The sequence below is a fragment of the Micromonospora sp. WMMD998 genome, assembly GCF_029581235.1.
Lineage (GTDB): Bacteria > Actinomycetota > Actinomycetes > Mycobacteriales > Micromonosporaceae > Micromonospora.
In genome coordinates this window covers 3868400-3892245 of sequence record NZ_CP120740.1, presented here as the reverse complement: position 1 = coordinate 3892245, position 23846 = coordinate 3868400, and the positions used below count along the sequence as shown (strand labels likewise).

Genomic DNA, 23846 nt, shown 5'->3' with positions numbered 1-23846 from the left:
AGCACCGCTACGCCGAAGTGGTGGTGTCGCGCGAGTAGGGATGCCGCCATTTCGGCGTAGTGCAGGGCCGCCGCGTCCTGGGTCCAGCCAATGAGCCTGTCCGGACGCGTCCGCCACGCCACACCGCAGCACGCCACATCACACCGCGACACACCGCGCCGCCGTCCGGCGCGGACGCAGGACAGGCGCTCCGGCCAAGGCGCACGGGCTTCCCCGACATCCCGGACCCATCGGTCGCGGATCACGGCAGCAACGAATCTTGGAAGGAAATGGCCCCCATAGGGGCACTTTCGTACCAAGATCTCTGGCGTTCCCACGAGCTGGAAGATCGATCTCGGGGAGCGGGAGCTGCTCGGGGCGTCCCATGCGGAGGCGCCACAGATCAGCCTCGCGGAGGCGTCTCAGCGCTCCCGACCGACACGCCATCCGTCATCGGTCAGCGGCCACGCATTGTCGACTCGCAGGTACACGGCGATCTGCCGCCATCCGGCGGTCACCGGCACCATGAGCACGCCGCACCATCAGCGCAGCGGCGGACAGCGCGACGCGCGAGTGGCCTAGCGACGGGGGTCGGTCCCGCGGCGGGAGGGGAACTGCGCGCCGGGCTGCGCCAGCGTCGAGCGGGCACGCAGCCCCACCGGATCAGCCGCCGAGGAGTCCTGCGCCGACCGGGCACGCAACCCCACCGGATCAGCCGCCGAGGAGTCCTGCGCCGACCGGGCACGCAGCCCCACCGGGTCCGCCGCCGAGGAGTCCTGCGCCGACCGGGCACGCAGGCCCACCGGGTCCGGTGCCGGGGCGTCCTCGGCCGCCGGGGACGCGCCGTCCAGCCGGGAGGCCACGTAGGCGGCACCGGCCCGGTCGTCGTCCGACGGTGCGGCGAGCAGCGCGTAGACCAGGCCCACCACGCCGAAGATCACGGCGAGCACGATCGGCACCAGCAGGCCGCTGACCTCGGTGCCGGTGGCCGCGCCGTGGCCCTCGTGCAGGTGCACCGACAGCGCGCTCATGCCGGTGAAGTGCATGCCGTTCACCGCGATGCCCATGACCAGCGCCGACGCCATGATCGCGACAGCACGTCGGACGGTCATCGCCAGCCACAGCGCCACGGTGGCGGCCACCAGCGCGATGACGATGGAGAGCGCCACCCGCAGCCGGTCGTAGCCGAGCGTGCCGTCGAGCCGCATGGCCGCCATTCCGGTGTAGTGCATGGCGGCCACCCCCGCGCCGGTGAACAGGCCGCCGGCGAGCAGCCGGGGCGCGGTGAGCCGGCCGGTGCCCACGATGGCCAGGCCGATCCCGACCGCGCCCACGGCGATCACCGTGCTGGCCGCGGTCAGCGGCACGTCGTAGCGGATCCGGGTGCCGCTGACGGCGAAGCCGAGCATGGCCATGAAGTGCATCGCCCAGATGGCGGTGCCGCCCAGCGCCCAGGCCGCGAGCAGACCCCACCACATCCGCTGGCCGGCGCCGGAGGCGGTGCGGATCCGCCCGGCGCAGACCAGACCGAGCACGGAACCGAGCACGGACAGCGCGTAGCTGAGCGCGGGTGTGATCCACCCGTACTCAAAGTGATTGATCTCGCCCACGGTGACCATCCTCGATCCGTTACCGGCGCGTAAACATTGCGCCCCGCAATGATCCGACAACGCCTGATCAGGCACAACACCGCCCCCCGGGTATCCGGGGGGTGGTGTCGTGATGACGCAAAGCTGCGTCGATTCCCGACCGATGGTGACCGAAAGTGATCGTCAGGCGGAGGCGTGGTAGGCCAGCACGCCCCGGTTGACGGCCGAGATCGCCTGCCGCGCGGTGGCGCGCAGCTCCACGGAGGCGCCGCCGGAGTCGGCGAGCTGGCCGAGCAGGTCGACCACCTGCCGCGACCAGCGGACGAAGTCACCGGCCGGCATCTCGCCGTCGATCTGGTGCCCACTGGCGAGCACCTTGGCGAGCGCCTCCCCGCGCGCCCACCGGTAGATCGGCCAGGCGAAGCCGAGGTCCGGCTCCCGGGTGGCGGTCAGACCCCGCGCCGCCTCGTCCGCCTCGATGTCGCTCCACAGCTTGAGCGTCTCGTCGACCGCGTCGCCGACCGCGCCGCGCGGCAACGACGCCCGCTCGTCGACGTCCCGCCGGGCCTCGAAGACCACCACCGACACGGCGGCGGCCAGCTCGGCCGGGGAGAGCCCGTCCCACACCCGGCGTCGCAGGCACTCGGCGACGAGCAGGTCGGCCTCGGTCCAGATCCGGGCCAGCATCCGGCCCGCGTCGGTGACCTCACCGTCGGGGGCCAGATAGCCGCGCGCGGTCAACAACGCGACGATCCGGTCGAAGGTACGGGCCAGGGAGCCCGTCCGCCCACTCACCCGCTGCCGCAGCTCGTCGGTGTCGCGCTCCAGCCGGCGGCGACGCTCGGCCCAGCGGGCGTGCTCCTCCCGGTCCGGGCAGGCGTGGCAGGGGTGCCCGCGCATCTCGACGCGGAGCTGGCTGAGCCGGTGGTCCTCCCCGACCGCCTGGCGGGACCGCCCGCCGCGCCGGCCACCGTGCCGGTCCAGCCCGGTGCCGCTGACCGCGGCGGCCAGGTCCCGCCGCGCCGCCGGCGACCGGTGGTTGAAGTGCTTCGGCACCCGGATCCGGGCGAGGACCTCGGCCGGGGTGGTGAAGTCGCCGGGGCTGACCCGGCCGGCCCAGCGGTCCTGGGTGAGCACCAGCGGGCGGGGCTCGCCGAAACCGCCGGTCGCCGGGTCGAGCACCACGGCCAGGCCGGCCCGCCGCCCCGACGGCACGCGGATCACGTCGCCGACCCGCAGCCGCTCCAGTGAGGTGACGGCCGCCGCCTTGCGCTGGGTCTGCCCCTGCCGGGCGATGGCCCGTTCCCGGTCGGCGATCGCCACCCGCAGCGCGAAGTATTCGTCGAAGTCGCCGTGGTGGCAGGCGGCCTCCGCGCCGTACGCCTCGATCGTCTCGGTGTTGCGCTGCACCTGCCGGGCCAGCCCGACCACCGACCGGTCCGCCTGGAACTGCGCGAAGGAGGATTCCAGCAGCGCCCGGGCCGGCTCCGCGCCGACGCTGCCAACCAGGTTGACGGCCATGTTGTAGGACGGCCGGAAGCTGGACCGCAGCGGGTAGGTGCGGGTGGAGGCCAGGCCGGCCACGTGGCGGGGGTCGGTCTCCGGCGACCAGACCACCACGGCGTGGCCCTCGACGTCGATGCCGCGCCGGCCGGCGCGGCCGGTGAGCTGGGTGTATTCGCCCGGGGTGAGGTCGACGTGGGCCTCGCCGTTGAACTTCACCAGCCGCTCCAGCACCACGCAGCGGGCTGGCATGTTGATGCCCAGGGCCAGCGTCTCGGTGGCGAAGACCGCCTTGACCAGGCCGCGGACGAACAGCTCCTCGACGACCTCCTTGAACGCGGGGAGCATGCCGGCGTGGTGGGCGGCCAGGCCGCGCTCCAACCCGTCGAGCCACTCCCAGTAGCCGAGCACGGTCAGGTCCTCGCCCGGGATGGCGGTGATCCGCGCCTCGACCACCTGACGGATCTCGGCGCGTTCCTCCGCGGAGGTCAGCCGCAGCCCGGCGGCGAGGCACTGCTGGACCGCCGCCTGGCAGCCGGCCCGGCTGAAGATGAACAGGATCGCCGGCAGCAGGTTCTCCCGGTCCAGCCGTTCCACGATGTCGGGGCGCATCGGACCGCGCCAGCGCGGACCGCGCCGCCCGCCACCGGGGCCGGCGCCGCGCCCCTCGCCCAGCTCCAGCCGGCGCACCGTGTCCCGGGTGTAGCGCAGCAGCTCGGGGTGGACGTCGTGCTTGCGGGCCGCGTCGGCGTCGTGGAACAGGTCGAACATGCGCTTGCCGACGAGCATGTGCTGCCAGAGCGGCACCGGCCGGTGCTCGGAGACCACCACCGTGGTCTCGCCGCGCACGGTGACCAGCCAGTCGGCGAACTCCTCGGCGTTGGACACGGTGGCCGACAGCGACACCAGCGTGACCGACTCCGGCAGGTGGATGATCACCTCTTCCCAGACCCCGCCGCGGAACCGGTCGGCCAGGTAGTGGACCTCGTCCATCACCACGTAGGCCAGGCCCGCGAGGGTGGCCGAGCCGGCGTAGAGCATGTTGCGCAGCACCTCGGTGGTCATCACCACCACCGGCGCGTCGCCGTTTATCGCGTTGTCGCCGGTGAGCAGCCCGACCCGCTCGGCGCCGTAGCGGTCGACCAGGTCGTGGTATTTCTGGTTGGACAGCGCCTTGATCGGCGTGGTGTAGAAACACTTGCGCCGGGTGGCCGGGGCGTCGCCGTCGACCGACCCGCCGCGCAGCGCCAGGTGCACGGCGAACTCGCCCACCACTGTCTTGCCGGCGCCGGTGGGCGCGCAGACCAGGACGCCGCTGCCCCGCTCCAGCGCCTGGCACGCCTCGCGCTGGAAGTCGTCGAGGTCGAACCCGAGATCGTGGGAGAATTCGTCCAGGGCCGGGAAGGCGGAGGCCTGCGCGGCCCGGCGGCGCGCCGCGGCGTACCGCTCGGCGGGGCTCGACATGCATCCAAGATTAATCGGTACCGCCGACGACCACCGGTCAAGGCCGTCCGGCAGGGGGGTCGGAGGGGGTCGGTAGGGTGCACGACGTGCCGGACCGTACCGAACTCCCCCACGCCTCGATCGGTGCCGACGACGCCGTCCGCCCGGGCCCGTCCCGCCGGCCGGTGGAGGCGGTGCTCTTCGACTTCCACGGCACCCTCGCCCAGGTGGAGGAGCCGCTGGCCTGGGTACGCGCCGCCGCCGCGGCCTGCGGGGTCGAACTGGACCGCATCCGCGCCACCTCGCTCGCCGACCGCCTGCTCACCGCCGGCCGGGCGGGCGGGCCGCGGCCGACCCGCGTCCCGCCCCGGCTGGCCGAGCTGTGGGCCGACCGTGACCTCTATCCGCATGCCCACCGGGGGGCCTACACCGGGCTCGCGGAGACCGTCGACACCGGCATCGACGGGTTCGCCGACGCGCTCTATGAGCGGGTGCTGGTCCCGGAGGGCTGGATGCCGTACCCGGACACCGCCCCGGTGCTCGGCGCGCTGCGGGCCGGCGGGGTGAAGGTGGCGGTGGTCAGCAACATCGGCTTCGACCTACGGCCGCTCTTCGCCGCCTGGGAGCTTGACGCGCTCGTCGACGCGTACGCCCTGTCGTACGAGGTGGGGCGCTGCAAGCCGGACCCGGGGATCTTCCTGCGCGCCTGCGGCATGCTCGGGGTCGACCCGGAGCACACGCTGATGGTGGGCGACACCCCGGCCGACGCCGGCGCGGTGGCGGCCGGATGCGGGGTGCTGGTGCTGCCGTGCGCCGACGCCGGCCGGCCGAACGGGTTGGGGGCGGTGCTCGACCTGGCCGGGATCGGGTGAGCGACGACACACCGGGGCGCGCGCCGGGCCGGCTCGGTGGCGTCGCGCTGGTGCTGGGCGGCGCGCTGTCGGTGCAGTTCGGGTCGGCGCTGGCCGCGCTGCTGTTCCCGCGTACCGGGGTGGCCGGGGCGGTCACGCTACGACTGACCCTCGGCGCCCTGCTGATGCTCGTGGTGTGCCGGCCCCGGCTGCGCGGGCACGGGCGGGGTGGCTGGGCCGCCGTGGTCGCGTTCGGGCTGGCGCTGGCCGGGATGAACTCGATCTTCTACCAGGCGATCGAGCGGATCCCGCTCGGTCCGGCCGTGACGCTTGAGGTGCTCGGCCCGCTGGCGCTGTCGGTGGTCGGGGCGCGCCGGGTCGCGGCCTGGTGCTGGGCCGGGCTGGCGCTGGCCGGGGTGGCCCTGCTCGGGCAGGGCGGGTTCGACCGGCTCGACCCGGTCGGCGCCGCGCTGGCGTTGGTCGCGGGCAGCATGTGGGCCGCGTACATCGTCTGCTCGGCCCGGGTCGGCGCGCGGTTCCCGCGGGCCGACGGGCTGGCCCTCGCCCTCGCCGTGGCGGCTCTCGTCACCCTGCCGATCGGGCTGGTCGGCGCCGGCGGCCGGCTGGCCGACCCGGCGGTGCTGGGGCTCGGCGCGGGGCTGGCGCTGCTCGCCTCCGTGCTGCCGTACAGCCTGGAGCTGGCGGCGCTGCGGCGGCTGCCCACGGCGACGTTCGCGGTCCTGATGAGCCTCGGGCCGGCGATCGCCGCGCTGGCCGGCTGGCTGGTGCTCGGCCAGGCGCTGCGCCCGGTCGAGGTGCTCGCCATCGCGCTCGTGGTCGCCGCGAGCGTCGGAGCGGTCCGCGCCGCGGCGCCCCCACCGTCGACGCCGGGACCGCCCCCGACGCCCGTCCCGCCGCCGGCTGTCAGCGCAGCAGCCGCAGCGCCGCCGGCACGGCGGTGACGGTCACCGGCAGGTCGAACGCCCGCTCACCGTCGGCGTACGTGGTGATGCCCTCGGCGGCCAGCTCCACCGTCCGCGCCCGGTAGGTCCGCACCAGCGGGTGCGTCACGTGGGTGCCCCGGTAGATCCGCGGCTTCACCCGCATCAGCGTGCGCCTGTCGAAACGACCCCCCACCACCACGTCCAGCAGGCCGTCGGTCGGGTCGGCGTCCGGGCAGATCCGCATGCCGCCGCCGTAGCCGGCCGTGTTGCCGACCGCGACAAGCACCGCGTCCACCTCCTGCGGCACGCCGTCCAGGGACAGCCGGTAGCGGCGTGGCCGCAGCCGGGCCAGCTCCACCAGGATCGCCAGGTCGTAGCGGCGCGGCCCGCGCGGCCGGCGCATCCGGTTGGCCCGCTCGTTGACGATCGCGTCGAAGCCGGCCGCGAGCACCGCGACGTACCAGCGCCCGTCGCCGTCGGGCCGGACCAGCCGGGCCAGGTCGACCGGGCGGCTGCGGCCGGCGGCCAGCGCCGCGGCGATCACGTCGACGGCGGCCAGGGGATCGACCGGGAACCCGGTGTCGGCCGCGAAGTCGTTGCCGGTGCCGGCCGGCACCGGCCCGAACGGCACGGCGGTGCCGGCGACCGCCTGCACCGCGCGGTGCACGGTGCCGTCCCCGCCGACCGCGACGAGCGCACCGGCGCCGCCGGCCACCGCGGCGTGGCACGCCGCCTCCGCCTCCCCGGGGGTACGCGCGCGCAGCAGCTCCACCGGGCGGCCGGCCGCGCCAAGGCGCTCCAGCACCGCCGGCAGCAGGCCGCGGTGCCGCCCCCGTCCGGCGACCGGGTTGGCGAGCACGGCGACGGGGCCGGACGGAACATGATCGGGCGCGGTCACGGCGAGCACCGTACGACACGAGGCGCGCGACCCACCAGGGGAGACGGCGGCGCCCACCGGGCCGGACCTCGACCCGGTCGTCCGGGTCGCCGGGTCAGCGCACCACCAGCCGCTCGCTCACCGAGGGGACGCCGTCGCCCTTGACCTTGACCGTCCAGGTGCCGGCGGCGCCGAGCGCCACCACCGTCTCGGCGGTGCCGCTCGGCTCCGCCTTCAGCTCGGCGACCCGCTTGCCGTCGGGGTTGAGCAGATAGAGGGTCCGGGCGCCGGCGGTCTTGTTCGTGACCTTCAACGCGAGCTTCTCACCGGGCTCGGCGATCAGCCCGTCGACGCCGGTGAGCGTGTCACCGCTCAGCTCGATGGTGACCGCCCGGTCGTACTCCGTCTCGGCCGCGGCGCTGGCCACGGCGCCGTCGTCGGTGACGGTGATCCGGGTCCGCACCCCGTCGCCCTGCCGGCCCGGCTTGCAGGCCACCTCGTACGTGCCGGTGGCGAGCGTGGCGCGCAGGTCACCGGTGCGGCCCGGGGGCACGTCGGCCACCTCGCCCACCATCTTGGTGAACTTCTCGCCCTCCCGGCCGTAGACGTAGACCCCGGTGGCCTGCTCCCCCCGGTTGGTCACGGTGAAGGTGACCGTGCCCGGCGTGAACAGCGTGGTGGTGACCTCGCAACTGGTGTCGGTGGCGGTCACCGGGACCTGCTCGCCCTTCGGCGCGGGCTCGTCGTCGCCGCAGGCGGTGAGCGCGGTGGCGGCGCAGAGGACGGTCAGGACGACGGCGGTACGGCTTTTCATCGGGCTCTCCGGAGCGGAGGTCAGCGCGCTGACCGGGACGGGTGGGACTCGGCGGAGTCAGCAGAGTCTAAGCGGGCGGCCTGCCCCGGCAAGGCCCGAGGGCGGTTCGAATGTCCGGCTCCGGTGCGGCGATGATGGCGGGATGCGACTGGTCTCCCTGCTCCCCTCCGCCACCGAGATCGTGTACGCCCTGGGCCTCGGCGACGAACTGGTCGGGGTGACGTTCGAGTGTGAGGTGCCCCCGGCGTACCGGGCCTTCCCCACCGTCGTGGTCGGCGGCCGGGACACCCGCGGCATGAGCCCCGGCGAGATCGACACGTACGTGCGGGAACGGCTGGCCGCCGGCGCGGACCTCTACACGCTGCACGCCGGTGCGCTGGCCGGACTGGACCCGGACCTGATCCTGACCCAGGACCTGTGCCGCGTCTGCGCGCTGCCCGCCGGCCGGGTGACCGACGCCGTCGACCATCTCGGCGCCCGGGCGGACGTGGTGTCGCTCGACCCGTACACCCTCGACGACGTGCTGGGCACGATCCGCGCGGTGGGCGCGGCGGCCCGGGTGCCGGACCGCGCCGAGGCCCTGGTGGACGGGCTGCGCGCCCGGCTGGCGGCGGTCGGCGCGGCGGTGGCCGGCCGGCCCCGGCGGCGGGTCGCCGTGGTCGAGTGGGTGGACCCGCCGTTCGGCGCCGGGCACTGGATCCCGGACCTGGTCGACGTTGCCGGCGGCGAGCCGGTGGCCACCCACCCGGGCGCCCGGTCCACGCCGACCACCTGGTCGGATCTGCGCGCGGCGCGCCCGGAGGTGGTGCTCGTCGCGCCGTGCGGCTTCCGGCTGGACGGCGCCGCCGGGCAGGCGGCCGAGGTGGCCGGTCACTTCCCCGGCGCGGAGGTGTGGGCGCTCGACGCCGACGGTCTGATCGTGCGCGCCGGCCCGCACCTGGTCGACGGCGTCGAGGCGATCGCCGCCATCCTGCACCCCGACGCCGTCCCGCCCGTCTCCCCCACCGCCGCCCGCCGCATGGCCTGACCCCACCCTCGCCCCGCGCCCACGCCCCGCCCACCGCCCGTCGATCTTGGACTTGTGGTCGTTGACAAAAGGCACATGAACGGCATTCGAGGCGCCACAAGTCCAAGATCGACGGGGCGAGGGGTGTGGGGGTGGGATGGCGACCGCCGTCCCCGGGGGTGGGGACGGCGGTCGGGTGGAACGGGAACAGCCAGGTCAGGTCATGTCGTCGTAGCGGCGTTCGATCGGCGCCGGGGCGGCGATCGGCTCGGGCGCCTCGATCGGGGCGGACGCCTCGATCCGGGCACCGGTCGGCACCGGCTCGTCCGACAGGTCCAGCGGCGACACCTCGTCGTCGGCGAGGCCGGCGTAGACCTCCTGCCCACGCCGCCGCCGGCGGTCGTTGAGGAACGCCACCCCGACCGCCCCGAAGTAGAGCGCGGAGAGGCAGACCGCCAACGCCGTCATGCCGAACGGGTCGGGCGTCGGCGTGACCACCGCGGAGAACGCGAAGAACACGAAGATCGCCACCCGCCACCAGCTCAGCAGCCGTTTGGCGCTGGCCAGGCCGACGAAGTTGAGCATCAGCACGATCAGCGGGAACTCGAACGCCACCCCGAACAGCAGGATCAGGTTGGTGACGAACGAGATGTAGCGGGTCACCTCAAGGTTCGTCGCGATGTCGTCGCCGGAGACGTTGAGCAGGAACTCAAGCCCCTTGGTGGTGACGAAGAACGCCAGCACCGCGCCGGCCGCGAACAGCGGCGCCGCCAGGGCGGTGAAGACGTACGCGTAGCGCCGCTCGTGCCGGTGCAGGCCGGGCGCGATGAACGCCCAGAGCTGGTAGAGCCAGATCGGCGCGGCGATGATCAGGCCGACCCAGAGGCCGATCTTCAGGTTCAGCAGGAAGACGTCGGCGACGCCGAGCTGCACGAACAGGCACTTCCCGGTGTCTGGATCGATCGACTGCGGCAGGTCGCAGTAGGGCTTCGACAGCAACTCCCGGACCGGCGTGGCCAGCCAGATGCCGAAGCCGAAACCGACGAGGATCGCCAGCGACGCCCGGAACAGGCGGTTACGCAGCTCGCGGATGTGCTCCATGAGCGTCATGGAGCCGTCCGCCGCGCGCGCGAACGTGCTCGGTCCGCGCTTCTTCAACCCCAAGGCCACGGTGGTGGAGGCCCTCTCGGATCAGTTCTCGCGGACGCGCTGCACCGGGTCGGCCGGCGGAGCGACCGGCTGCTGCGGCTGCGGGGCGAACTGCTGCTGCGGCTGGGCGTACTGCTGCTGGCCCTGGACGTATTGCTGCTGCGGCGGGAGCGGCTGGTAGCCGGCCTGCGCGTCGGCCTTCTCGGCCAGGTCGCGGTCGTCGTCGTCGTGCAGGCTCTTGGTCTCGGCCTTGATGATCCGCAGCGAGCGGCCCAGCGAGCGGGCCGCGTCGGGGAGCCGCTTCGCGCCGAAGAGCAGGATTAGCACGACCACGAGTACGGCGATGTGCCACGGCTTGAGGGCACCCATGGGAAGCTCCAGTCGCTCTGTGTCGGTGTGTGGGTGGGTCGCCGCCCATCGTACGTGCGTCGCGGCGGCTTGCCATCCCCGCCGGGCCTGCTGGTGCGGCCCGGTCGGTGAAGTCTCGACCAACCCGAAGTGTCCCGTCAACCGCCCATCGCGGCGCAATCGGGGGCGTTACCGCCCAGAAGCGACGGGCGTCGATCACTCCCCGCGCTTGGCCTTGATCAACATGATCCGCTCCTGCGCCACGGCCGCCCGCTCCTGGAGCGTCTCGGCCCGCGTCTGCAACTGTTCGGCGGCCGAACGCAGCGCCTCCGCCTCGGTCGCCCGACGCTGCAACGCCACCGCCGCGCGACGCAGCCGGGGCAGCCGCGCCACCACCGGGCGGACCGCCAGGGCCAGCACGACCAGCGCGAGCAGCACGATCCCGAGCACGATCCAGATCACCACGGCGGTCAGCCTATCGGGTGCCGCCGGCCGCCGCCGGGTCGGCGGTGCCGGTCGGGACCGCGTACGCGTCGAGCGCCGCGACCGCCTGCGCGCGGACTTGCTCGGCCAGCTCGGCCGGGGCCACCACGGTCGCCTCCGGGCCCAGCCCGAGCACGAACCGGCGGGCCCAGCCCAGGTCGGTGACCCGCAGGGACACCAGCCAGTGCTCGCCGTCGGCCTCGACCCGCTCACACGGATAGTATTCGGTGATCCACCGCTCGCCCCGGCCGATCCGCAGCGTGATCAGCGGCAGGTCGGCCGACGGCCGGAACACGCCGTCGCTGAGGTCGTGCGGGCGGGCCTGCGGCGGCACCACGGCCCGCTCCGGCAGCTCGGTGACCGCGTCGATCCGGTCGGCCCGGAACAGCCGGACCGCCTCGGCCCGGCGGCACCACGCCTCCACGTACGCCCGGCCGGCGACCATCAGCATCCGCAACGGGTCGATGGTGCGCTCGGTGGTCTCGTCCCGGGCCGGCGTGTAGTAGGTGATCCGCAGCGCCCGGCCCCGCTCGACGGCGGCGCGCAGCTCGCGGACCCGGGCGTTGTCGCCGGGCAGCCGCACCTCCACCGGCGCGCCGGCCAGGTCGCCGGCCGCGCCCTCGATCTTGGCGAGGGCCCGCTCGACCGCCTCCCGGTTGGCCACCCCGGGCGTCTCGGCGAGCATCCGCAGCGCCACCACCAGGGCCAACGCCTCGTCCGGGGTGAGTCGCAGCGGCCGGTCGATGCCGGCGTCGTAGGTGATGGTCACCCGGTCGCCGTCGAACGCCATGTCGATCAGGTCACCCGGCCCGTAACCGGGCAGCCCGCACACCCAGAGCAGCTCCAGGTCCTCCCGGAGCTGCTTGTCGGTCACGCCGAGGTCGTGCGCCGCCTCGGCGATCTCGATGCCGGGGCGGGCCAGCAGGTAGGGCACCAGGTTGAGCAGCCGGGCCAGCCGGTCGGCCGAGGCGCGGCCGGCGCGGGCCGCCGGCCGGGTCACCGGGCACCCCCGGCCACCGCCAGCTCGTCGTGCCGGGCGGCGACCTCCTTCAACCGCTGGATGACCGCCTCCCGCACCTCCGGTGGCTCCAACACCCGCACGTCCGGGCCGTAGCCGACGATCTGACCGGCGAGGAAGTCGGAGTCGGCGTACGGCAGCACCAGGCGGTCGCCGTCCGGACCGGCGTCGCTCTCCACCGCCCAGCGGCGCAGCCCGGCGGCCCGGCCCGGCGCCACCAGCACGGTCGCCCGCCCGGTGCGCTCCACCGGCCCCGACCAGCGGGCCACGTGGCTGATCAGGTCCACCCCGGCGGGCGGCTCGTAGGCCCCCGGCTCCCCCGTCGCCCGGACCGCGCCCACCACCCGGGACAACCGGAAGCAGCGGGTCGCCGCCCGGTCCAGGTCGTGGGCGACCACATACCACCGGCCGCGCCAGCAGACCACGCCCCACGGCTGCACCCGGCGTCGGGTCGGCGCGTCCCGATCCGGCACCCGGTAGTCGAAACTGACCTCCCGCCGGTCCCGCGCGGCGGCGGTCAACGGCGCGAACGCCGGGTCGACCGTCACCATCGGCTCCAGGCCGAGGGTGGCCTGCGGATCCACGTCGATGCCCGCGGCACGCAACTTCGCCAGCCCCGACGACGCGGCGGCGGCCAGGCCGGCGTGCTGCCACAGCCGCGCCGCGATGCCCACCGCGGCGGCCTCGTCCGGCTCGAGCGGGATGTCGGGCAGCGCGTACTCCCGGTGGGCGATCCGGTAGCCCGGCTCGGCGTCGAAGACGCTTGCCGTCCCGGTCTCCAACGGCACGCCCAACTCCCGCAGCTCGGCCTTGTCCCGCTCGAACTTGCGCTGGAACGCCTCGTGGTCCTTGGCGTCGTCCGGGTCGTGCTCGTAGCCGGGCACGGTCGCGGCGATCTGGGCGGCGGTCAGGAAACGCCGCGTGGACAGCAGGCAGATCACCAGGTTGACCAGGCGTTCGGTACGGGTCCGGGACACGTACCGAACGCTAGCAGCCCGCGCGTCCGACGCGGGCACCCGCGCGGGCGCGGCGCGGCTCCGGCTCGACGGGCGGCCCGCCGGGACCGGCCATAGGGTGAGGGCGTGGCGGAACCGGAAGTCAAGACCGAGAGCGTCGGCACCGTCGTGGTGGCCGGCGCGGCGAATCTCGCCATCGCGGTCGCCAAGCTGGTCGCGGGCCTGCTCTCCGGCTCCGCGGCGATGCTCTCCGAAGCCGCCCACTCGATGGCCGACACCACCACCGAGCTGCTGCTCTACCTGGCGCTGCGCCGCGGCGCGCGGCCCGCCGACCCCCGGCACCCCTTCGGGTACGGCAAGGAGAGCTACGTCTGGGCCTTCCTCGCCGCGCTGTTCACGTTCGTGGCCGGCGCCGGCTTCGCCATCACCCACGGCGTCACCACCATCCTGGTGCACGAGCACACCGGCGACTACCTGGTCGCGTACGTCGTGCTGGCGGTCTCGTTCGTCATCGAGTCGGTGTCGCTGGCCCGGGCGGTGCGGCAGGTGCGCGCCGAGTCGCGACGCTGGCGCACCACCCCGCGCCGCTACCTACGGTTCACCGCCGACACCACGGTCAAGGCGGTCTTCCTGGAGGACAGCGCCGCGCTGGTCGGCCTGCTGCTCGCCGCCGCCGGGCTCACCCTGTCCCACCTCACCGGCGACGAACTCTACGACGGGATCGCCTCGATCCTCATCGGCGTGCTGCTGCTGGTGGTCGCCGCCATCCTGGCCCGCAGCAACATCTCCCTGCTGGTCGGCCGCGCCGTCTCCGCGCGGGTGCACCGCCGGATCGAGCAGGAGCTGACGCGGCTGCCGACGGTGGACCGGATCGACACGCTGATGACCATGTTCCTCGGCCCGCAGGACATCCTGGTCGCCGCGAAGGTCGACTTCCGTGACGACGCCACCGGCGCCGAGATCGAGGCCGCCTCCGACGAGGCCGAGCGCCGGCTCACCGGGCAGTTCCCGGAGATCGCGTACGTCTTCCTCGACCCGACCCGGTCCCGCTCCACCGGCCGGCCGGCCCGGACCACCCAGGACGAGACCGGCCGACCGGTCGACCAGGGGGCCTGACCCGGCCGACGCCCGCCCGGACGCCGGCCGATAGCGTGCCGGTCATGGTGCGATGGCGGTCCGGCACGGTCACGGCGGTACGGCGACGATGGGCCGGCGCGGTCGAACTCGACGTCGACCTGCCCGACGGCGACCGGATGCGGGCCCTGGCCTACCCGGCGCTCGTCGGCGACCCCGAGCCCGGCGACCGGGTGTTGCTCAACGCCGGCGCCCTGCTGATGGGCCTCGGCACCGGCGGGTACGCCCTCGTCGTCGCGCTGCCCGACCGGCTCCCCGCCGACCCGCCGCAGGCCGGCGACAGCCGCGACGCCGGGCACCTGGTCAAGGCCCGCTACACCCCGCTGCAACCGATCATGCTCGGCGTGGACGAGGAAGCCTCCCCGCACCACGCGCGGCTGGCCGCCGCCGAGTCGCTCGACGGGATGCCGGTGGTCACCGCCGACCTGCACTCCGCGCTGCCGGCGATCCTGGCCGGCGTGCACGCCGACGCCCCCGGCGCCCGGGTCGCCTACCTGCTCACCGACGGCGGGGCGCTGCCCGCCTGGTTCTCCCGCACCCTCGCCGGGCTCGCCGGCCACCTCGCCGGCACGGTGAGCGTCGGCCAGGCGTTCGGCGGCGACCTGGAGGCCAGCACGCTGCACAGCGGGCTGCTCGCCGCCCGGCACGTGCTCCACGCCGACCTGGCGATCGTCGCCCAGGGCCCGGGCAACCTCGGCACCGGCACCCGCTGGGGCTTCTCCGGAGTGGCCGTCGGCGAAGCCGTCAACGCCGTCGCCACGCTGGGCGGGCGTCCGGTCGGCTCGCTGCGGGTCTCCGCCGCCGACCCACGCCCCCGGCACCGCGGCGTCTCCCACCACAGCCTCACCGCGTACGGCCGGGTGGCGCTGGCCGCCGCGGACCTGGTGCTGCCGGACGGCCTCGACCCGGAGCTGACCGCGACCGTCACGGCGGCGCTGACGCCCCTGGCCGACCGGCACCGGATCGTCACCGTGCCCACCGACGGTCTCGACGCGGCCCTGCGTGCCAGCCCGGTCGGGCTGTCCACGATGGGCCGCGGCCTCGACGCCGACCACGCCTACTTCCTGGCCGCCGCCGCCGCCGGACGGTACGCCGCCGGCCTGCTCGGCTGACCGCCGCCGCTCAGCCCGCGCGGTGGCCGTGCGCCACGACGGGCTCGGCGGCGCGATCCGGCTCAGCCGGCCAGGTAAACGAACGACAACCAGCCGACCACGATCAACACCAGCACGGCTGCCAACACCCAGGTCGGCACCCTGTGATCACCACGACGGTTCCGCTCGATCTCGGCGCGGATCTTCTCCCGGCGACGGTCGATCCAGTTGAGCTTCTCCGCGCCGGAATCGCGGCCAGCGGAATCGGAAGTGTTCATGGCACCGCCAGCGTACCCGTGCTCCGGTGAACCGGAGCACGGGCCCGCCACCGGCCTCACATGCTGGCGATCAGCCGCTCCACCCGCTCGTCGTACGCCCGGAACGGGTCCTTGCACAGCACCGTGCGCTGCGCCTGGTCGTTCAGCTTCAGATGCACCCAGTCGACCGTGAAGTCGCGCCGCTTCTCCTGCGCGTGCCGGATGAACTCACCCCGCAGCCGCGCCCGGGTGGTCTGCGGCGGCGTCTCCTTGGCCTCGAAGATCTCCGGGTCGTTGGCCACCCGGTCCACCTCGCCCCGGCGCTCCAGCAGCCCGTACAGGCCCCGGCCGCGCCGCACGTCGTGATAGGCCAGATCCATCTGCGCCACCCGGGGGTGCGACAACGGCAGGTCGTGCTTGCGTTGGTAGCGCTCGATCAACTTCAGCTTCGACACCCAGTCGATCTCCCGCGCCACTGGGTCCAGGTCGCCGGTCTCCACCGCGCGCAACACCCGGCCCCACAGCTCCACCACCCGCTTGGCGGTCTGGTCACCGCCCCGGCGCTCCACGAACTCCGTCGCCTTGGTCAGGTATTCCTGCTGGATGTCGAGCGCCGAGACCTCCTTGCCGGAGGCCAGCCGGACCTTGCGCCGACCGGTGATGTCGTGTGACACCTCGCGGATCGCCCGGATCGGGTTCTCCAACGTCAGGTCCCGCATCACCACACCGGCCTCGATCATCCGCAGCACGATGTCGGCGGTGCCGACCTTCAGCAGCGTGGTGACCTCATTCATGTTCGAGTCACCGACGATCACGTGCAGCCGCCGGTAGCGCTCCGCGTCCGCGTGCGGCTCGTCCCGGGTGTTGATGATCGGCCGGCTGCGCGTCGTCGCCGAGGAGACGCCCTCCCAGATGTGCTCCGCCCGCTGCGACAGGCAGTAGACCGCGCCACGCGGCGTCTGCAACACCTTGCCCGCGCCGCAGATCAACTGCCTGGTGACCAGGAACGGGATGAGCACGTCGGCGAGACGGCCGAACTCGCCGTGCCGGGACACCAGGTAGTTCTCGTGGCAGCCGTACGAGTTGCCGGCCGAGTCGGTGTTGTTCTTGAACAGGTAGATCTCGCCCGCGATGCCCTCGTCGTGCAGCCGCTTCTCCGCGTCGACGAGCAACCCCTCCAGGATCCGCTCGCCGGCCCGGTCGTGCGCCACCAGGTCGATCACCGAGTCGCACTCCGGTGTCGCGTATTCCGGATGCGAGCCCACGTCCAGATAGAGGCGGGCGCCGTTGCGCAGGAAAACGTTGCTCGACCGGCCCCACGACACCACCCGCCGGAACAGGTACCGCGCGACCTCGTCGGGGGACAGTCGACGTTGCCCGCGATAGGTGCAGGTGACACCGTACTCGGTTTCGAGGCCGAAGATTCGCCGCTCCATGATGAGACATTAGCCGCCCGGAGCCCCCAATGGGCAGCGCCGACGGTCAGCGTCACGCGCGGAGGTCGCCGGTGCGGCGAGGTGGTGCCATCACACAGCAGCGGACCCCGCCACTTCGGCGAAGTGGCGGGGTCCGAAAGCACGTCTCACTCGGTGGGGCTGTCCTCCGCGTGGCCCTCCAGATCGGCGGAGCCCGCCGAGGTGGTCGGCTTCTTCGCCTCCTCGGTCGGCACCGTCGGCGTCTTCGCCCGACCCGGCGCCGGCGACGTGTCGGCAGCCGCGTCGCCGTCCAGCAGCCCGGACAGCGCCGCCCCGGTGATCCGCCGGAACGTCCGCCCCACCCGGGCCCGGTCCAGGACCGCCACCTCCAACTGGTTGGCGGCGATCGTCCGGGCCGCCCCACCCTCACCGCCGACGCTGCTCAGCGCCTTCATCGCGGCGCGGACCGCCTCCGACAGCGACATCTCCGGACGGTGCTCGTTCTTCAACACGCCGGCGATCGCCTCGGACTGGCCGCCCATCGCCATCCGGCCCGGCTCGTCGTTGACCGAGCCGTCGTAGGTCACCCGGTAGAGCGAATCGTCCTCCGGCGTCGCGCCCACCTCGGCCACGCAGATCTCCACCTCGAACGGCTTCGACTGCTCGGTGAAGATGGCGCCCAGCGTCTGCGCGTACGCGTTCGCCAGGGCCAGGCCGTTGACGTCCCGCCGGTCGTAGCTCAGGCCGTTGAGGTCGGCCATCCGCACGCCCGCGCGGCGCAGGTTCTCGAACTCGTTGTACCGGCCGACCGCGGCGAAACCGATCCGGTCGTAGATCTCACTGACCTTGTGCAGCGTGCTGGAGAGGTTCTCGGCGACGAAGAGCACCCCGCCGGCATAGCTCAGGACCACCGCGCTGCGCCCCCGGGCGATGCCCTTGCGGGCCAGCTCGGAACGGTCGCGCATGATCTGCTCGGGCGAGGCGTAGAACTGCATGGCCACGGCGGCGGTTCTCCTTCTTCGGGACTACTGGCTCGGTGACGGGTCGACGGCGTCAGCCGCCGGGGTTCTCCATCCGGCCGGACACCACGCCCTCGGCGAGCGCCGCCGTCTCGGCGTCGGTGAGCCGGTGGGTGCCCTCGGCCGTCGCGGTCATCACGACCGGGTAGATCCGCCGGGTCAGGTCGGGGCCGCCGGTGGCGGTGTCGTCGTCCGCCGCGTCGTAGAGCGCCTCGACGGCCAGCCGCGTCGCGTCCTCGACCGACAGGCCCGCCCGGAAACGCTTCTTCAGCGCCGACTTGGCGAACAACGAGCCGGAGCCGATCGCGTCGTAGCCGGTCTCCTCGTACGGGCCGCCGGTCACGTCGAAGCTGAAGATCCGGCCGGCCCGCGCCGGGTCGCTCGCCGCCAGGTCGAAGCCGGCGAACAGCGGCACCACGGCCAGACCCTGCATCGCGGCGCCCAGGTTGCCCCGGATCATCGAGGCCAGCCGGTTGGCCTTGCCGTCGAGCGAGAGCATCGCGCCCTCGATCTTCTCGTAGTGCTCCAACTCCACCTGGAACAGTCGCATCAGCTCGATGCCGATGCCCGCGGTGCCCGCGATGCCGACGAGCGAGTACGCGTCGGCCGGGTGCACCTTCTCGATGTCACGCTGGGCGATCAGGTTGCCCATGGTGGCACGGCGGTCACCGGCCATGACCACGCCGTTCGCGGCCGAGATGGCCACGATCGTGGTCGCGTGCGGCGCCATGTCGGCGGCCATGCCCGGCGGCAGCGGCCGACGGCCGGGCAGCATCTCGGGGGCCACCTTGCTCAGAAATGTGGTGAAGGAGGACGTCCCCGCGTTGGTGAACACATCTGGAAGACGCCCGGATGGATCAAAACCCGCTGCCACGTGGTTCCTCTCAGGTACGTGATCGCCCCGGCCAGGTTGTCGAGGTCGTCCTTGAACTGGCCGAGACCACCGTTGCAGTTGAAGCAGAGTATCCCGCGCACCCATCCGGTGCGATCATCGTGGTCCAGGTGTTCCGGATCGAGGCGCCGACAGATCGCGCACGCGCCGCCCTGCTCGGCCAGGAGCTCCTGGAACTCCTTCTCCCCGACCCCGTAGCGGCGGCGCAGCCTCGTCTCATTGCCACGCGCGATGTGGCAGGGCTTGCAATAGCTGCGCGCGGCCACTCGGGGCGTCGCCGTGACGGTGAAACGCCGACGCCGGCAACGACCGGCCGCACTGGGGGCAAAGCTTGTCCGATGCCTCCGGCAAATCGGATATCAGCCTCACTGGCCCCCTTTCTGCACATAGCCCCTCACAAATTCCTCTGCGTTCTCCTCCAGGACGGAGTCGATTTCGTCGAGCAGGTCGTCGACGTCCTCGGTGATCTCGGCGTGCCGCTCGGCAACCTCGGGGTTGGCCTCAGCGGTGACCTCCTCGACCTCCTCGTGGGACTTGCCGGACTGGGTCTGCCCACCCTCTTGCGTCGCCATGGTGGTGCCTCCTCCACGATCGCCTGCGATCAACTTACCTCGCGCGGGCGACGAAAGGCCCGCCGCGCGCCGGGTTCCGGCACTCGGCGGGCCTTCCGGCATCCGGGTCAGCCGCCGGTCAACATCTCCAACAGGTCCTTCGCGCTCTCGCACCTGTCGAAGAGCTGGCCGACGTGCGCGCGGGTGCCCCGCTCGGGCTCCATCATCGGCACCCGGACCAGCGACTCCCGGCCCACGTCGAAGATGACCGAATCCCAGCTCGCGGCGACCACCTCGGAGGCGTACTGCGCCAGGCAGCGACCCCGGAAGTAGGCCCGGGTGTCCTCCGGCGGCTCGGTCATCGCGGTGCGGGTCTGCTCGTCGCTGAGCAGCGTCTTCATCGAGCCACGCTGCACCAGCCGGTGGTAGAGGCCCTTCTCCGGCCGGACGTCGGAATACTGGAGGTCGACCAGTTGCAGCTTGTGCGAGCCCCAGCCGAGCTTCTCCCGCTCCCGGTAGCCCTCCAGCAGCCGCAGCTTGGCCACCCAGTCCAGCTCGTCGGCGCACTCGAAGGCGTCGCGGCCGAGCCGGTCAAGCACGCTCTCCCACCGACGCAGCACGTCGGCGGTCTGTGCGTCCACGTCCTGGCCGTAGCGGTCGTCCACGAAGGAGCCGACCCGTTCCAGGTAGGCCCACTGCACGTCGAGCGCGGTGAGCCGGCGGCCGTCGCGCAACCGCATGAGGTGCTTCAGGGACGGATCGTGGCTGACCGCGCGCAGCTCGCCGACCGGGTCGGCGATGCCCAGGTCCGCGCCGAGCGCCTTCTCCTCGATCATGGCGAGGATCAGCGACGTGGTGCCGACCTTGAGGAAGGTGGAGATCTCGGACAGGTTGGCGTCGCCGATGATGACGTGCAGCCGACGGTATTTGTCGGCGTCGGCGTGCGGCTCGTCCCGGGTGTTGATGATGGGCCGCTTCAGCGTGGTCTCCAGACCCACCTCGACCTCGAAGAAGTCGGCCCGCTGGGAGATCTGGAAGCCGCTCTGGCCGCCGTCCTGGCCGATGCCGACGCGACCGGCGCCGCAGACGATCTGCCGGGTGACGAAGAACGGCGTCAGGTACGCCACGATGTCGGCGAACGGCGTCTGCCGGCGCATCAGGTAGTTCTCGTGGGCGCCGTAGCTCGCGCCCTTGTTGTCGGTGTTGTTCTTGTAGAGGTGGATCGGGTGGGTGCCCGGGATCGTGGCGGCCCGGCGGGACGCCTCGGCCATCACCCGCTCCCCCGCCTTGTCCCAGCGCACCACGTCGAGGGGGGTGGTCACCTCGGGGGTGGAGTATTCGGGGTGCGCGTGGTCGACGTAGAGCCGGGCGCCGTTGGTGAGTATCACGTTCGCGAGCCCGAGGTCCTCGTCGGCGAGCGCCTCGGCCGGGTCGTACGCCGCCCCGGAATAGGTGAACCCGCGGGCGTCGCGCAGCGGCGACTCCTCCTCGTAGTCCCAGCGGGCCCGCCCGCCCCGGTTGAGTTCGGGTCGTGCTCCGTAGGCGTTGACCACCTGCGAGGAGGTGACCATCGGGTTGGCTCCGGCCTGGCCGGGCACGGAGATGCCGTACTCGACCTCGGTGCCCATGATCCGTCTGACGCTCATCGACCTGCCCGCTCCGCTCGCCGTCGGGGTCCCCGTCATGTCGAGCGTAGTCGGCGCGTCGACGATCGGTGGCGCGCCGGGCCCCGGTGGACGGGATGGCCCGGCACTCGGGTGGCCGGAGCGGCGTCCTCCGCTCCGGCCACCCGCCACGAGCGGTCAGAAGAAGCGGTACATCTCGGCCGAGGCATCCTCGGTGTCCGACGCCTTCGGTGCGGTGATCCGGACCGGCTCGCCGAAGCTGTGCATCGTCATCTCATTCTCGATCGCCCCGGCGGCCGTGTCGAACGTGTAGGTGAGCCGGGTGAGCCGGCCCTCGGGATCCAGGGTGGCCTCGAACGGCACCGACTTGTTCTTGAGGACCTTGAACGCGGTCCGCAGCGTCGTCCGCTCGCCCTCGGTGGAGGCCGCCGCGACGGCCTTGTCGGCGTCCGCGACGCCGGTGTAGCGGCCGTCGCCGGCCGACTCGGCGGACTCCACGCCGCCGAGGATGCCGGCCTGCGCCCGGACGTCGAGGCCCTGGGCCAGCGGTCCGTCCGGCCGGAGCCGTTTGCGGTCGAGCTTGACCCAGGGCTTGCCGTCCGACTCGTCCTGCTTGAGGTAGAGAGCGTCGGCGGTGAGGACCATGCTGACCGGGTCGGGTGTGGTCATGTCCAGCATCATCGCGCCGGTGGCGGGTTCGATGGCGGACCGCATGGTGATGGTCTGCTCCCCCGCCTTGATGGTGACGTCCATCTTGGCCGTCTTCTCCAGGCTGCGGCCGAGACCCTGGCGGATCGCGTCGACCGGGTCGGCGGCGGTGGACGCCGACGCCGGGCCGGCCGGCCCGGTGCCGCCGTCGGTGGTGGTGCCGCAGGCGGCGAGCAGGGCGGTCAGGCAGACAGCGAGGAGCGGGGTAAGTGATCTACGCACCGGCAGACTCTAGCGGGGGCGCCGCGTTTTCGTGGCCCCGGGAACGACCGATCGGGGCGACGCCGGCGCGGCGCCGCCCCGATGGGCCGACCTCAGAGGTACTGGCCGGTGTTGCTGGCGGTCTCGATGGACCGGCCGGCCTCGGCGCCCTTGCCGCCGGAGACGAGCGTGCGGATGTAGACGATCCGTTCGCCCTTCTTGCCGGAGATGCGCGCCCAGTCGTCGGGGTTGGTGGTGTTGGGCAGATCCTCGTTCTCGCGGAACTCGTCGACGCAGGCGTCGAGCAGGTGCTGCAGCCGCAACCCCTTGCGCCCGGAGGTGAGGAACTCCTTGATCGCCATCTTCTTGCCCCGGTCGACGATGTTCTGGATCATCGCGCCGGAGTTGAAGTCCTTGAAGTAGAGGACTTCCTTGTCGCCGTTGGCGTAGGTGACCTCGAGGAAGCGGTTCTCCTCGGTCTCCGAGTACATCCGCAGGACCACGGCGTCGATCATCGCGGCCACGGTGGCCTGGGGATCGGTGCCGTGTTCGGCCAGGTCGTCGGCGTGCAGGGGCAGGCCGGCGAGGATGTACTTGGAGAAGATGTCCTTGGCCGCCTCGGCGTCCGGCCGCTCGATCTTGATCTTGACGTCGAGCCGGCCGGGTCGCAGGATCGCCGGGTCGATCATGTCTTCCCGGTTTGAGGCACCGATGACGATGACGTTCTCCAGGCCCTCCACACCGTCGATCTCACTGAGCAACTGCGGGACGATGGTGTTCTCCACGTCGGAGGAGACACCGGAGCCGCGGGTGCGGAAGACGGAGTCCATCTCGTCGAAGAACACGATCACCGGGGTGCCCTCGCCGGCCTTCTCCCGGGCCCGTTGGAAGATCAGCCGGATGTGCCGCTCGGTCTCGCCGACGTACTTGTTGAGCAGCTCGGGACCCTTGATGTTGAGGAAGAAGCTGGTGTGCTTCTCCTCACCGCGACGCTCGGCGATCTTCTTGGCGAGGGAGTTGGCCACCGCCTTGGCGATCAGCGTCTTGCCGCAGCCGGGCGGGCCGTAGAGCAGGATGCCCTTCGGCGGCCGGAGCTGGTGCTCACGGAACAGATCGGCGTGCAGGAACGGCAGCTCCACCGCGTCGCGGATCTGCTCGATCTGCGACTGGAGGCCGCCGATGTCCTCGTAGTTGACGTCGGGCACCTCCTCCAGCACCAGCTCCTCGACCTCGCTCTTCGGGATCCGCTCGTAGGCGTACGCCGAGCGGGGCTCGATCATGAGCGAGTCGCCGGCCCTGATCGTGCTGCCGATCAGGGTCTCCGCGAGGTGCACGATCCGCTCCTCGTCGGAGTGGGACACCACAAGCGCCCGGTCGCCCGGGGCGCCGTCGGGACCCACCAGGATCTCCTTGAGCATCACCACCTCGCCGACCCGCTCGTAGCCGAACGCGTCGACGATGTTGAGCGCGTCGTTGAGCAGGACCTCCTGACCTCGGCGCAGCTCGTCGACCTCCAGCGAGGGCGAGACGGCGACGCGGAGCTTGCGCCCGCCGGTGAACACGTCCACCGTGCCGTCGTCGTGCCTCGCCAGGAAGACGCCGTAGCCGCTGGGCGGCTGGGCGAGCCGGTCGATCTCCTCCTTGAGCGTGACGATCTGCGCGCGAGCCTCCTTGAGGGTGCTCACGAGCCGCTCGTTGTTCTCGGTCAGCCGGGCCAACTGTGCCTGGGTGGCCGCCAGCCGCTCTTCGAGCTGCCGGACGTGTCGGGGGCTTTCGGTCAACTTGCGTCGCACCAGAGCGAGTTCCTCCTGAAGGAACGCGACCTGCGTGGAGAGATCGTGGGCTTCCTTCTCCCACCGTGCGGCGCGCGAGTCCGCGTCGTCGCTGCGTGCCACGTCCCACCTCCCCGGGGGGCTTGAACGTTCTGAGCTAACACTAGCCGCTATGAGCCCGATTCGGTCCTCCGCAACGCGCTCGTCACCGAAGCTTGATC

At 72.7% G+C, this 23846-nt stretch carries 23 protein-coding genes; 5 read left to right on the top strand and 18 right to left on the bottom strand.

The window, feature by feature from the left end; translation table 11 throughout:
* Positions 1 to 557: 557 nt before the first annotated feature.
* Both O7619_RS17745 and O7619_RS17740 read right to left on the bottom strand, forming a co-directional pair.
* Positions 558 to 1589 carry an MHYT domain-containing protein gene (locus tag O7619_RS17745; protein ID WP_282282074.1) on the bottom strand — a complete coding sequence of 344 codons (1032 nt, stop codon included), beginning with the start codon at positions 1587 to 1589 and terminating at the stop codon, positions 558 to 560.
* A 162-nt stretch (positions 1590 to 1751) separates the two neighbouring features.
* The gene (locus O7619_RS17740; protein ID WP_282282073.1) at positions 1752 to 4535 is read right to left on the bottom strand and encodes a DEAD/DEAH box helicase; all 2784 of its coding nucleotides are present in this window, start codon (positions 4533 to 4535) and stop codon (positions 1752 to 1754) included.
* Positions 4536 to 4654: 119 nt separating this feature from the next.
* Here O7619_RS17740 and O7619_RS17735 point away from each other — a divergent pair, with 119 nt between their 5' ends.
* A complete protein-coding gene (locus O7619_RS17735; RefSeq protein ID WP_282288860.1) occupies positions 4655 to 5386 on the top strand; it encodes an HAD-IA family hydrolase in 732 nt (243 codons plus the stop codon).
* Entirely contained in the window at positions 5383 to 6327 is a 945-nt protein-coding gene (locus O7619_RS17730) for an EamA family transporter (RefSeq protein WP_282282072.1), read from the top strand. Before O7619_RS17735 ends, O7619_RS17730 begins: the two co-directional genes overlap by 4 nt.
* Here O7619_RS17730 and O7619_RS17725 read toward each other — a convergent pair.
* Both O7619_RS17725 and O7619_RS17720 read right to left on the bottom strand, forming a co-directional pair.
* Complete coding sequence (locus O7619_RS17725; RefSeq protein ID WP_282282071.1) at positions 6290 to 7216, bottom strand: diacylglycerol kinase family protein; 927 nt, start codon at positions 7214 to 7216, stop codon at positions 6290 to 6292. The genes O7619_RS17730 and O7619_RS17725 overlap by 38 nt on opposite strands.
* An 85-nt stretch (positions 7217 to 7301) precedes the next feature.
* Positions 7302 to 8000 (bottom strand): hypothetical protein, encoded by a 699-nt coding sequence (locus tag O7619_RS17720; protein ID WP_282282070.1) that lies wholly within the window; start codon positions 7998 to 8000, stop codon positions 7302 to 7304.
* A gap of 142 nt (positions 8001 to 8142) precedes the next feature.
* Between O7619_RS17720 and O7619_RS17715 the strand changes: the two genes are divergently transcribed.
* Positions 8143 to 9027, top strand: coding sequence for an ABC transporter substrate-binding protein (locus O7619_RS17715; protein ID WP_282282069.1), 885 nt, complete (start codon positions 8143 to 8145; stop codon positions 9025 to 9027).
* Positions 9028 to 9222: 195 nt separating this feature from the next.
* Here O7619_RS17715 and tatC read toward each other — a convergent pair whose 3' ends face one another.
* The 5 genes from tatC to O7619_RS17690 all read right to left on the bottom strand — a co-directional run bounded on the left by tatC (position 9223) and on the right by O7619_RS17690 (position 12981).
* On the bottom strand, positions 9223 to 10176 hold the full coding sequence (tatC, locus tag O7619_RS17710; RefSeq protein ID WP_282282068.1) for a twin-arginine translocase subunit TatC: 954 nt from the start codon (positions 10174 to 10176) through the stop codon (positions 9223 to 9225).
* A 21-nt stretch (positions 10177 to 10197) separates the two neighbouring features.
* Positions 10198 to 10524 carry a Sec-independent protein translocase subunit TatA gene (tatA, locus tag O7619_RS17705; protein WP_282282067.1) on the bottom strand — a complete coding sequence of 109 codons (327 nt, stop codon included), beginning with the start codon at positions 10522 to 10524 and terminating at the stop codon, positions 10198 to 10200.
* 195 nt (positions 10525 to 10719) lie between these two features.
* On the bottom strand, positions 10720 to 10968 hold the full coding sequence (locus O7619_RS17700; protein ID WP_282282066.1) for a hypothetical protein: 249 nt from the start codon (positions 10966 to 10968) through the stop codon (positions 10720 to 10722).
* 10 nt (positions 10969 to 10978) lie between these two features.
* Positions 10979 to 11986: a YafY family protein gene (locus O7619_RS17695; RefSeq protein ID WP_282282065.1), complete on the bottom strand. Its 1008-nt coding sequence runs from the start codon at positions 11984 to 11986 to the stop codon at positions 10979 to 10981.
* Positions 11983 to 12981 carry a WYL domain-containing protein gene (locus tag O7619_RS17690; RefSeq protein ID WP_282282064.1) on the bottom strand — a complete coding sequence of 333 codons (999 nt, stop codon included), beginning with the start codon at positions 12979 to 12981 and terminating at the stop codon, positions 11983 to 11985. Before O7619_RS17690 ends, O7619_RS17695 begins: the two co-directional genes overlap by 4 nt.
* A gap of 105 nt (positions 12982 to 13086) precedes the next feature.
* Between O7619_RS17690 and O7619_RS17685 the strand changes: the two genes are divergently transcribed.
* Both O7619_RS17685 and O7619_RS17680 read left to right on the top strand, forming a co-directional pair.
* On the top strand, positions 13087 to 14076 hold the full coding sequence (locus tag O7619_RS17685) for a cation diffusion facilitator family transporter (protein ID WP_282282063.1): 990 nt from the start codon (positions 13087 to 13089) through the stop codon (positions 14074 to 14076).
* 44 nt (positions 14077 to 14120) lie between these two features.
* Positions 14121 to 15206: a DUF3866 family protein gene (locus O7619_RS17680; protein WP_282282062.1), complete on the top strand. Its 1086-nt coding sequence runs from the start codon at positions 14121 to 14123 to the stop codon at positions 15204 to 15206.
* Positions 15207 to 15268: 62 nt separating this feature from the next.
* Here the strand turns inward: O7619_RS17680 and O7619_RS17675 are convergent, their stop codons facing one another.
* From O7619_RS17675 to arc, 9 genes are all read right to left on the bottom strand, one after another.
* Positions 15269 to 15463: a hypothetical protein gene (locus O7619_RS17675; RefSeq protein WP_282282061.1), complete on the bottom strand. Its 195-nt coding sequence runs from the start codon at positions 15461 to 15463 to the stop codon at positions 15269 to 15271.
* Positions 15464 to 15519: 56 nt separating this feature from the next.
* Positions 15520 to 16878 carry a Pup--protein ligase gene (gene pafA / locus O7619_RS17670; RefSeq protein WP_282282060.1) on the bottom strand — a complete coding sequence of 453 codons (1359 nt, stop codon included), beginning with the start codon at positions 16876 to 16878 and terminating at the stop codon, positions 15520 to 15522.
* Between the two features lie 146 nt (positions 16879 to 17024).
* Positions 17025 to 17858 (bottom strand): proteasome subunit alpha, encoded by an 834-nt coding sequence (gene prcA / locus O7619_RS17665; RefSeq protein ID WP_282282058.1) that lies wholly within the window; start codon positions 17856 to 17858, stop codon positions 17025 to 17027.
* Positions 17859 to 17910: 52 nt separating this feature from the next.
* Positions 17911 to 18750 carry a proteasome subunit beta gene (gene prcB, locus O7619_RS17660; RefSeq protein WP_281589778.1) on the bottom strand — a complete coding sequence of 280 codons (840 nt, stop codon included), beginning with the start codon at positions 18748 to 18750 and terminating at the stop codon, positions 17911 to 17913.
* Entirely contained in the window at positions 18669 to 19034 is a 366-nt protein-coding gene (locus O7619_RS17655; RefSeq protein WP_282282056.1) for an endonuclease VII domain-containing protein, read from the bottom strand. The genes prcB and O7619_RS17655 overlap by 82 nt, the downstream gene beginning before the upstream one ends.
* A gap of 99 nt (positions 19035 to 19133) precedes the next feature.
* Positions 19134 to 19340, bottom strand: a complete 207-nt coding sequence (locus O7619_RS17650; RefSeq protein ID WP_282282054.1) for a ubiquitin-like protein Pup — start codon at positions 19338 to 19340, stop codon at positions 19134 to 19136.
* A gap of 107 nt (positions 19341 to 19447) precedes the next feature.
* A complete protein-coding gene (dop, locus tag O7619_RS17645; protein WP_348774325.1) occupies positions 19448 to 20965 on the bottom strand; it encodes a depupylase/deamidase Dop in 1518 nt (505 codons plus the stop codon).
* Between the two features lie 156 nt (positions 20966 to 21121).
* Positions 21122 to 21874 carry a hypothetical protein gene (locus O7619_RS17640; RefSeq protein WP_282282053.1) on the bottom strand — a complete coding sequence of 251 codons (753 nt, stop codon included), beginning with the start codon at positions 21872 to 21874 and terminating at the stop codon, positions 21122 to 21124.
* A gap of 92 nt (positions 21875 to 21966) precedes the next feature.
* Positions 21967 to 23748, bottom strand: coding sequence for a proteasome ATPase (gene arc, locus O7619_RS17635; protein WP_281589783.1), 1782 nt, complete (start codon positions 23746 to 23748; stop codon positions 21967 to 21969).
* Positions 23749 to 23846: the final 98 nt, after the last annotated feature.

Bases quoted from the DNA above. Each gene is read 5' to 3' on its own strand.
- O7619_RS17715 (WP_282282069.1), top strand. From the start codon at position 8,143: ATGCGACTGGTCTCCCTGCTCCCCTCCGCCACCGAGATCGTGTACGCC.
- O7619_RS17740 (WP_282282073.1), bottom strand. From the start codon at position 4,535: ATGTCGAGCCCCGCCGAGCGGTACGCCGCGGCGCGCCGCCGGGCCGCG.
- O7619_RS17680 (WP_282282062.1), top strand. From the start codon at position 14,121: ATGGTGCGATGGCGGTCCGGCACGGTCACGGCGGTACGGCGACGATGG.
- O7619_RS17650 (WP_282282054.1), bottom strand. From the start codon at position 19,340: ATGGCGACGCAAGAGGGTGGGCAGACCCAGTCCGGCAAGTCCCACGAG.
- O7619_RS17675 (WP_282282061.1), bottom strand. From the start codon at position 15,463: ATGAACACTTCCGATTCCGCTGGCCGCGATTCCGGCGCGGAGAAGCTC.
- O7619_RS17720 (WP_282282070.1), bottom strand. From the start codon at position 8,000: ATGAAAAGCCGTACCGCCGTCGTCCTGACCGTCCTCTGCGCCGCCACC.
- pafA (WP_282282060.1), bottom strand. From the start codon at position 16,878: ATGGAGCGGCGAATCTTCGGCCTCGAAACCGAGTACGGTGTCACCTGC.
- tatA (WP_282282067.1), bottom strand. From the start codon at position 10,524: ATGGGTGCCCTCAAGCCGTGGCACATCGCCGTACTCGTGGTCGTGCTA.
- dop (WP_348774325.1), bottom strand. From the start codon at position 20,965: ATGAGCGTCAGACGGATCATGGGCACCGAGGTCGAGTACGGCATCTCC.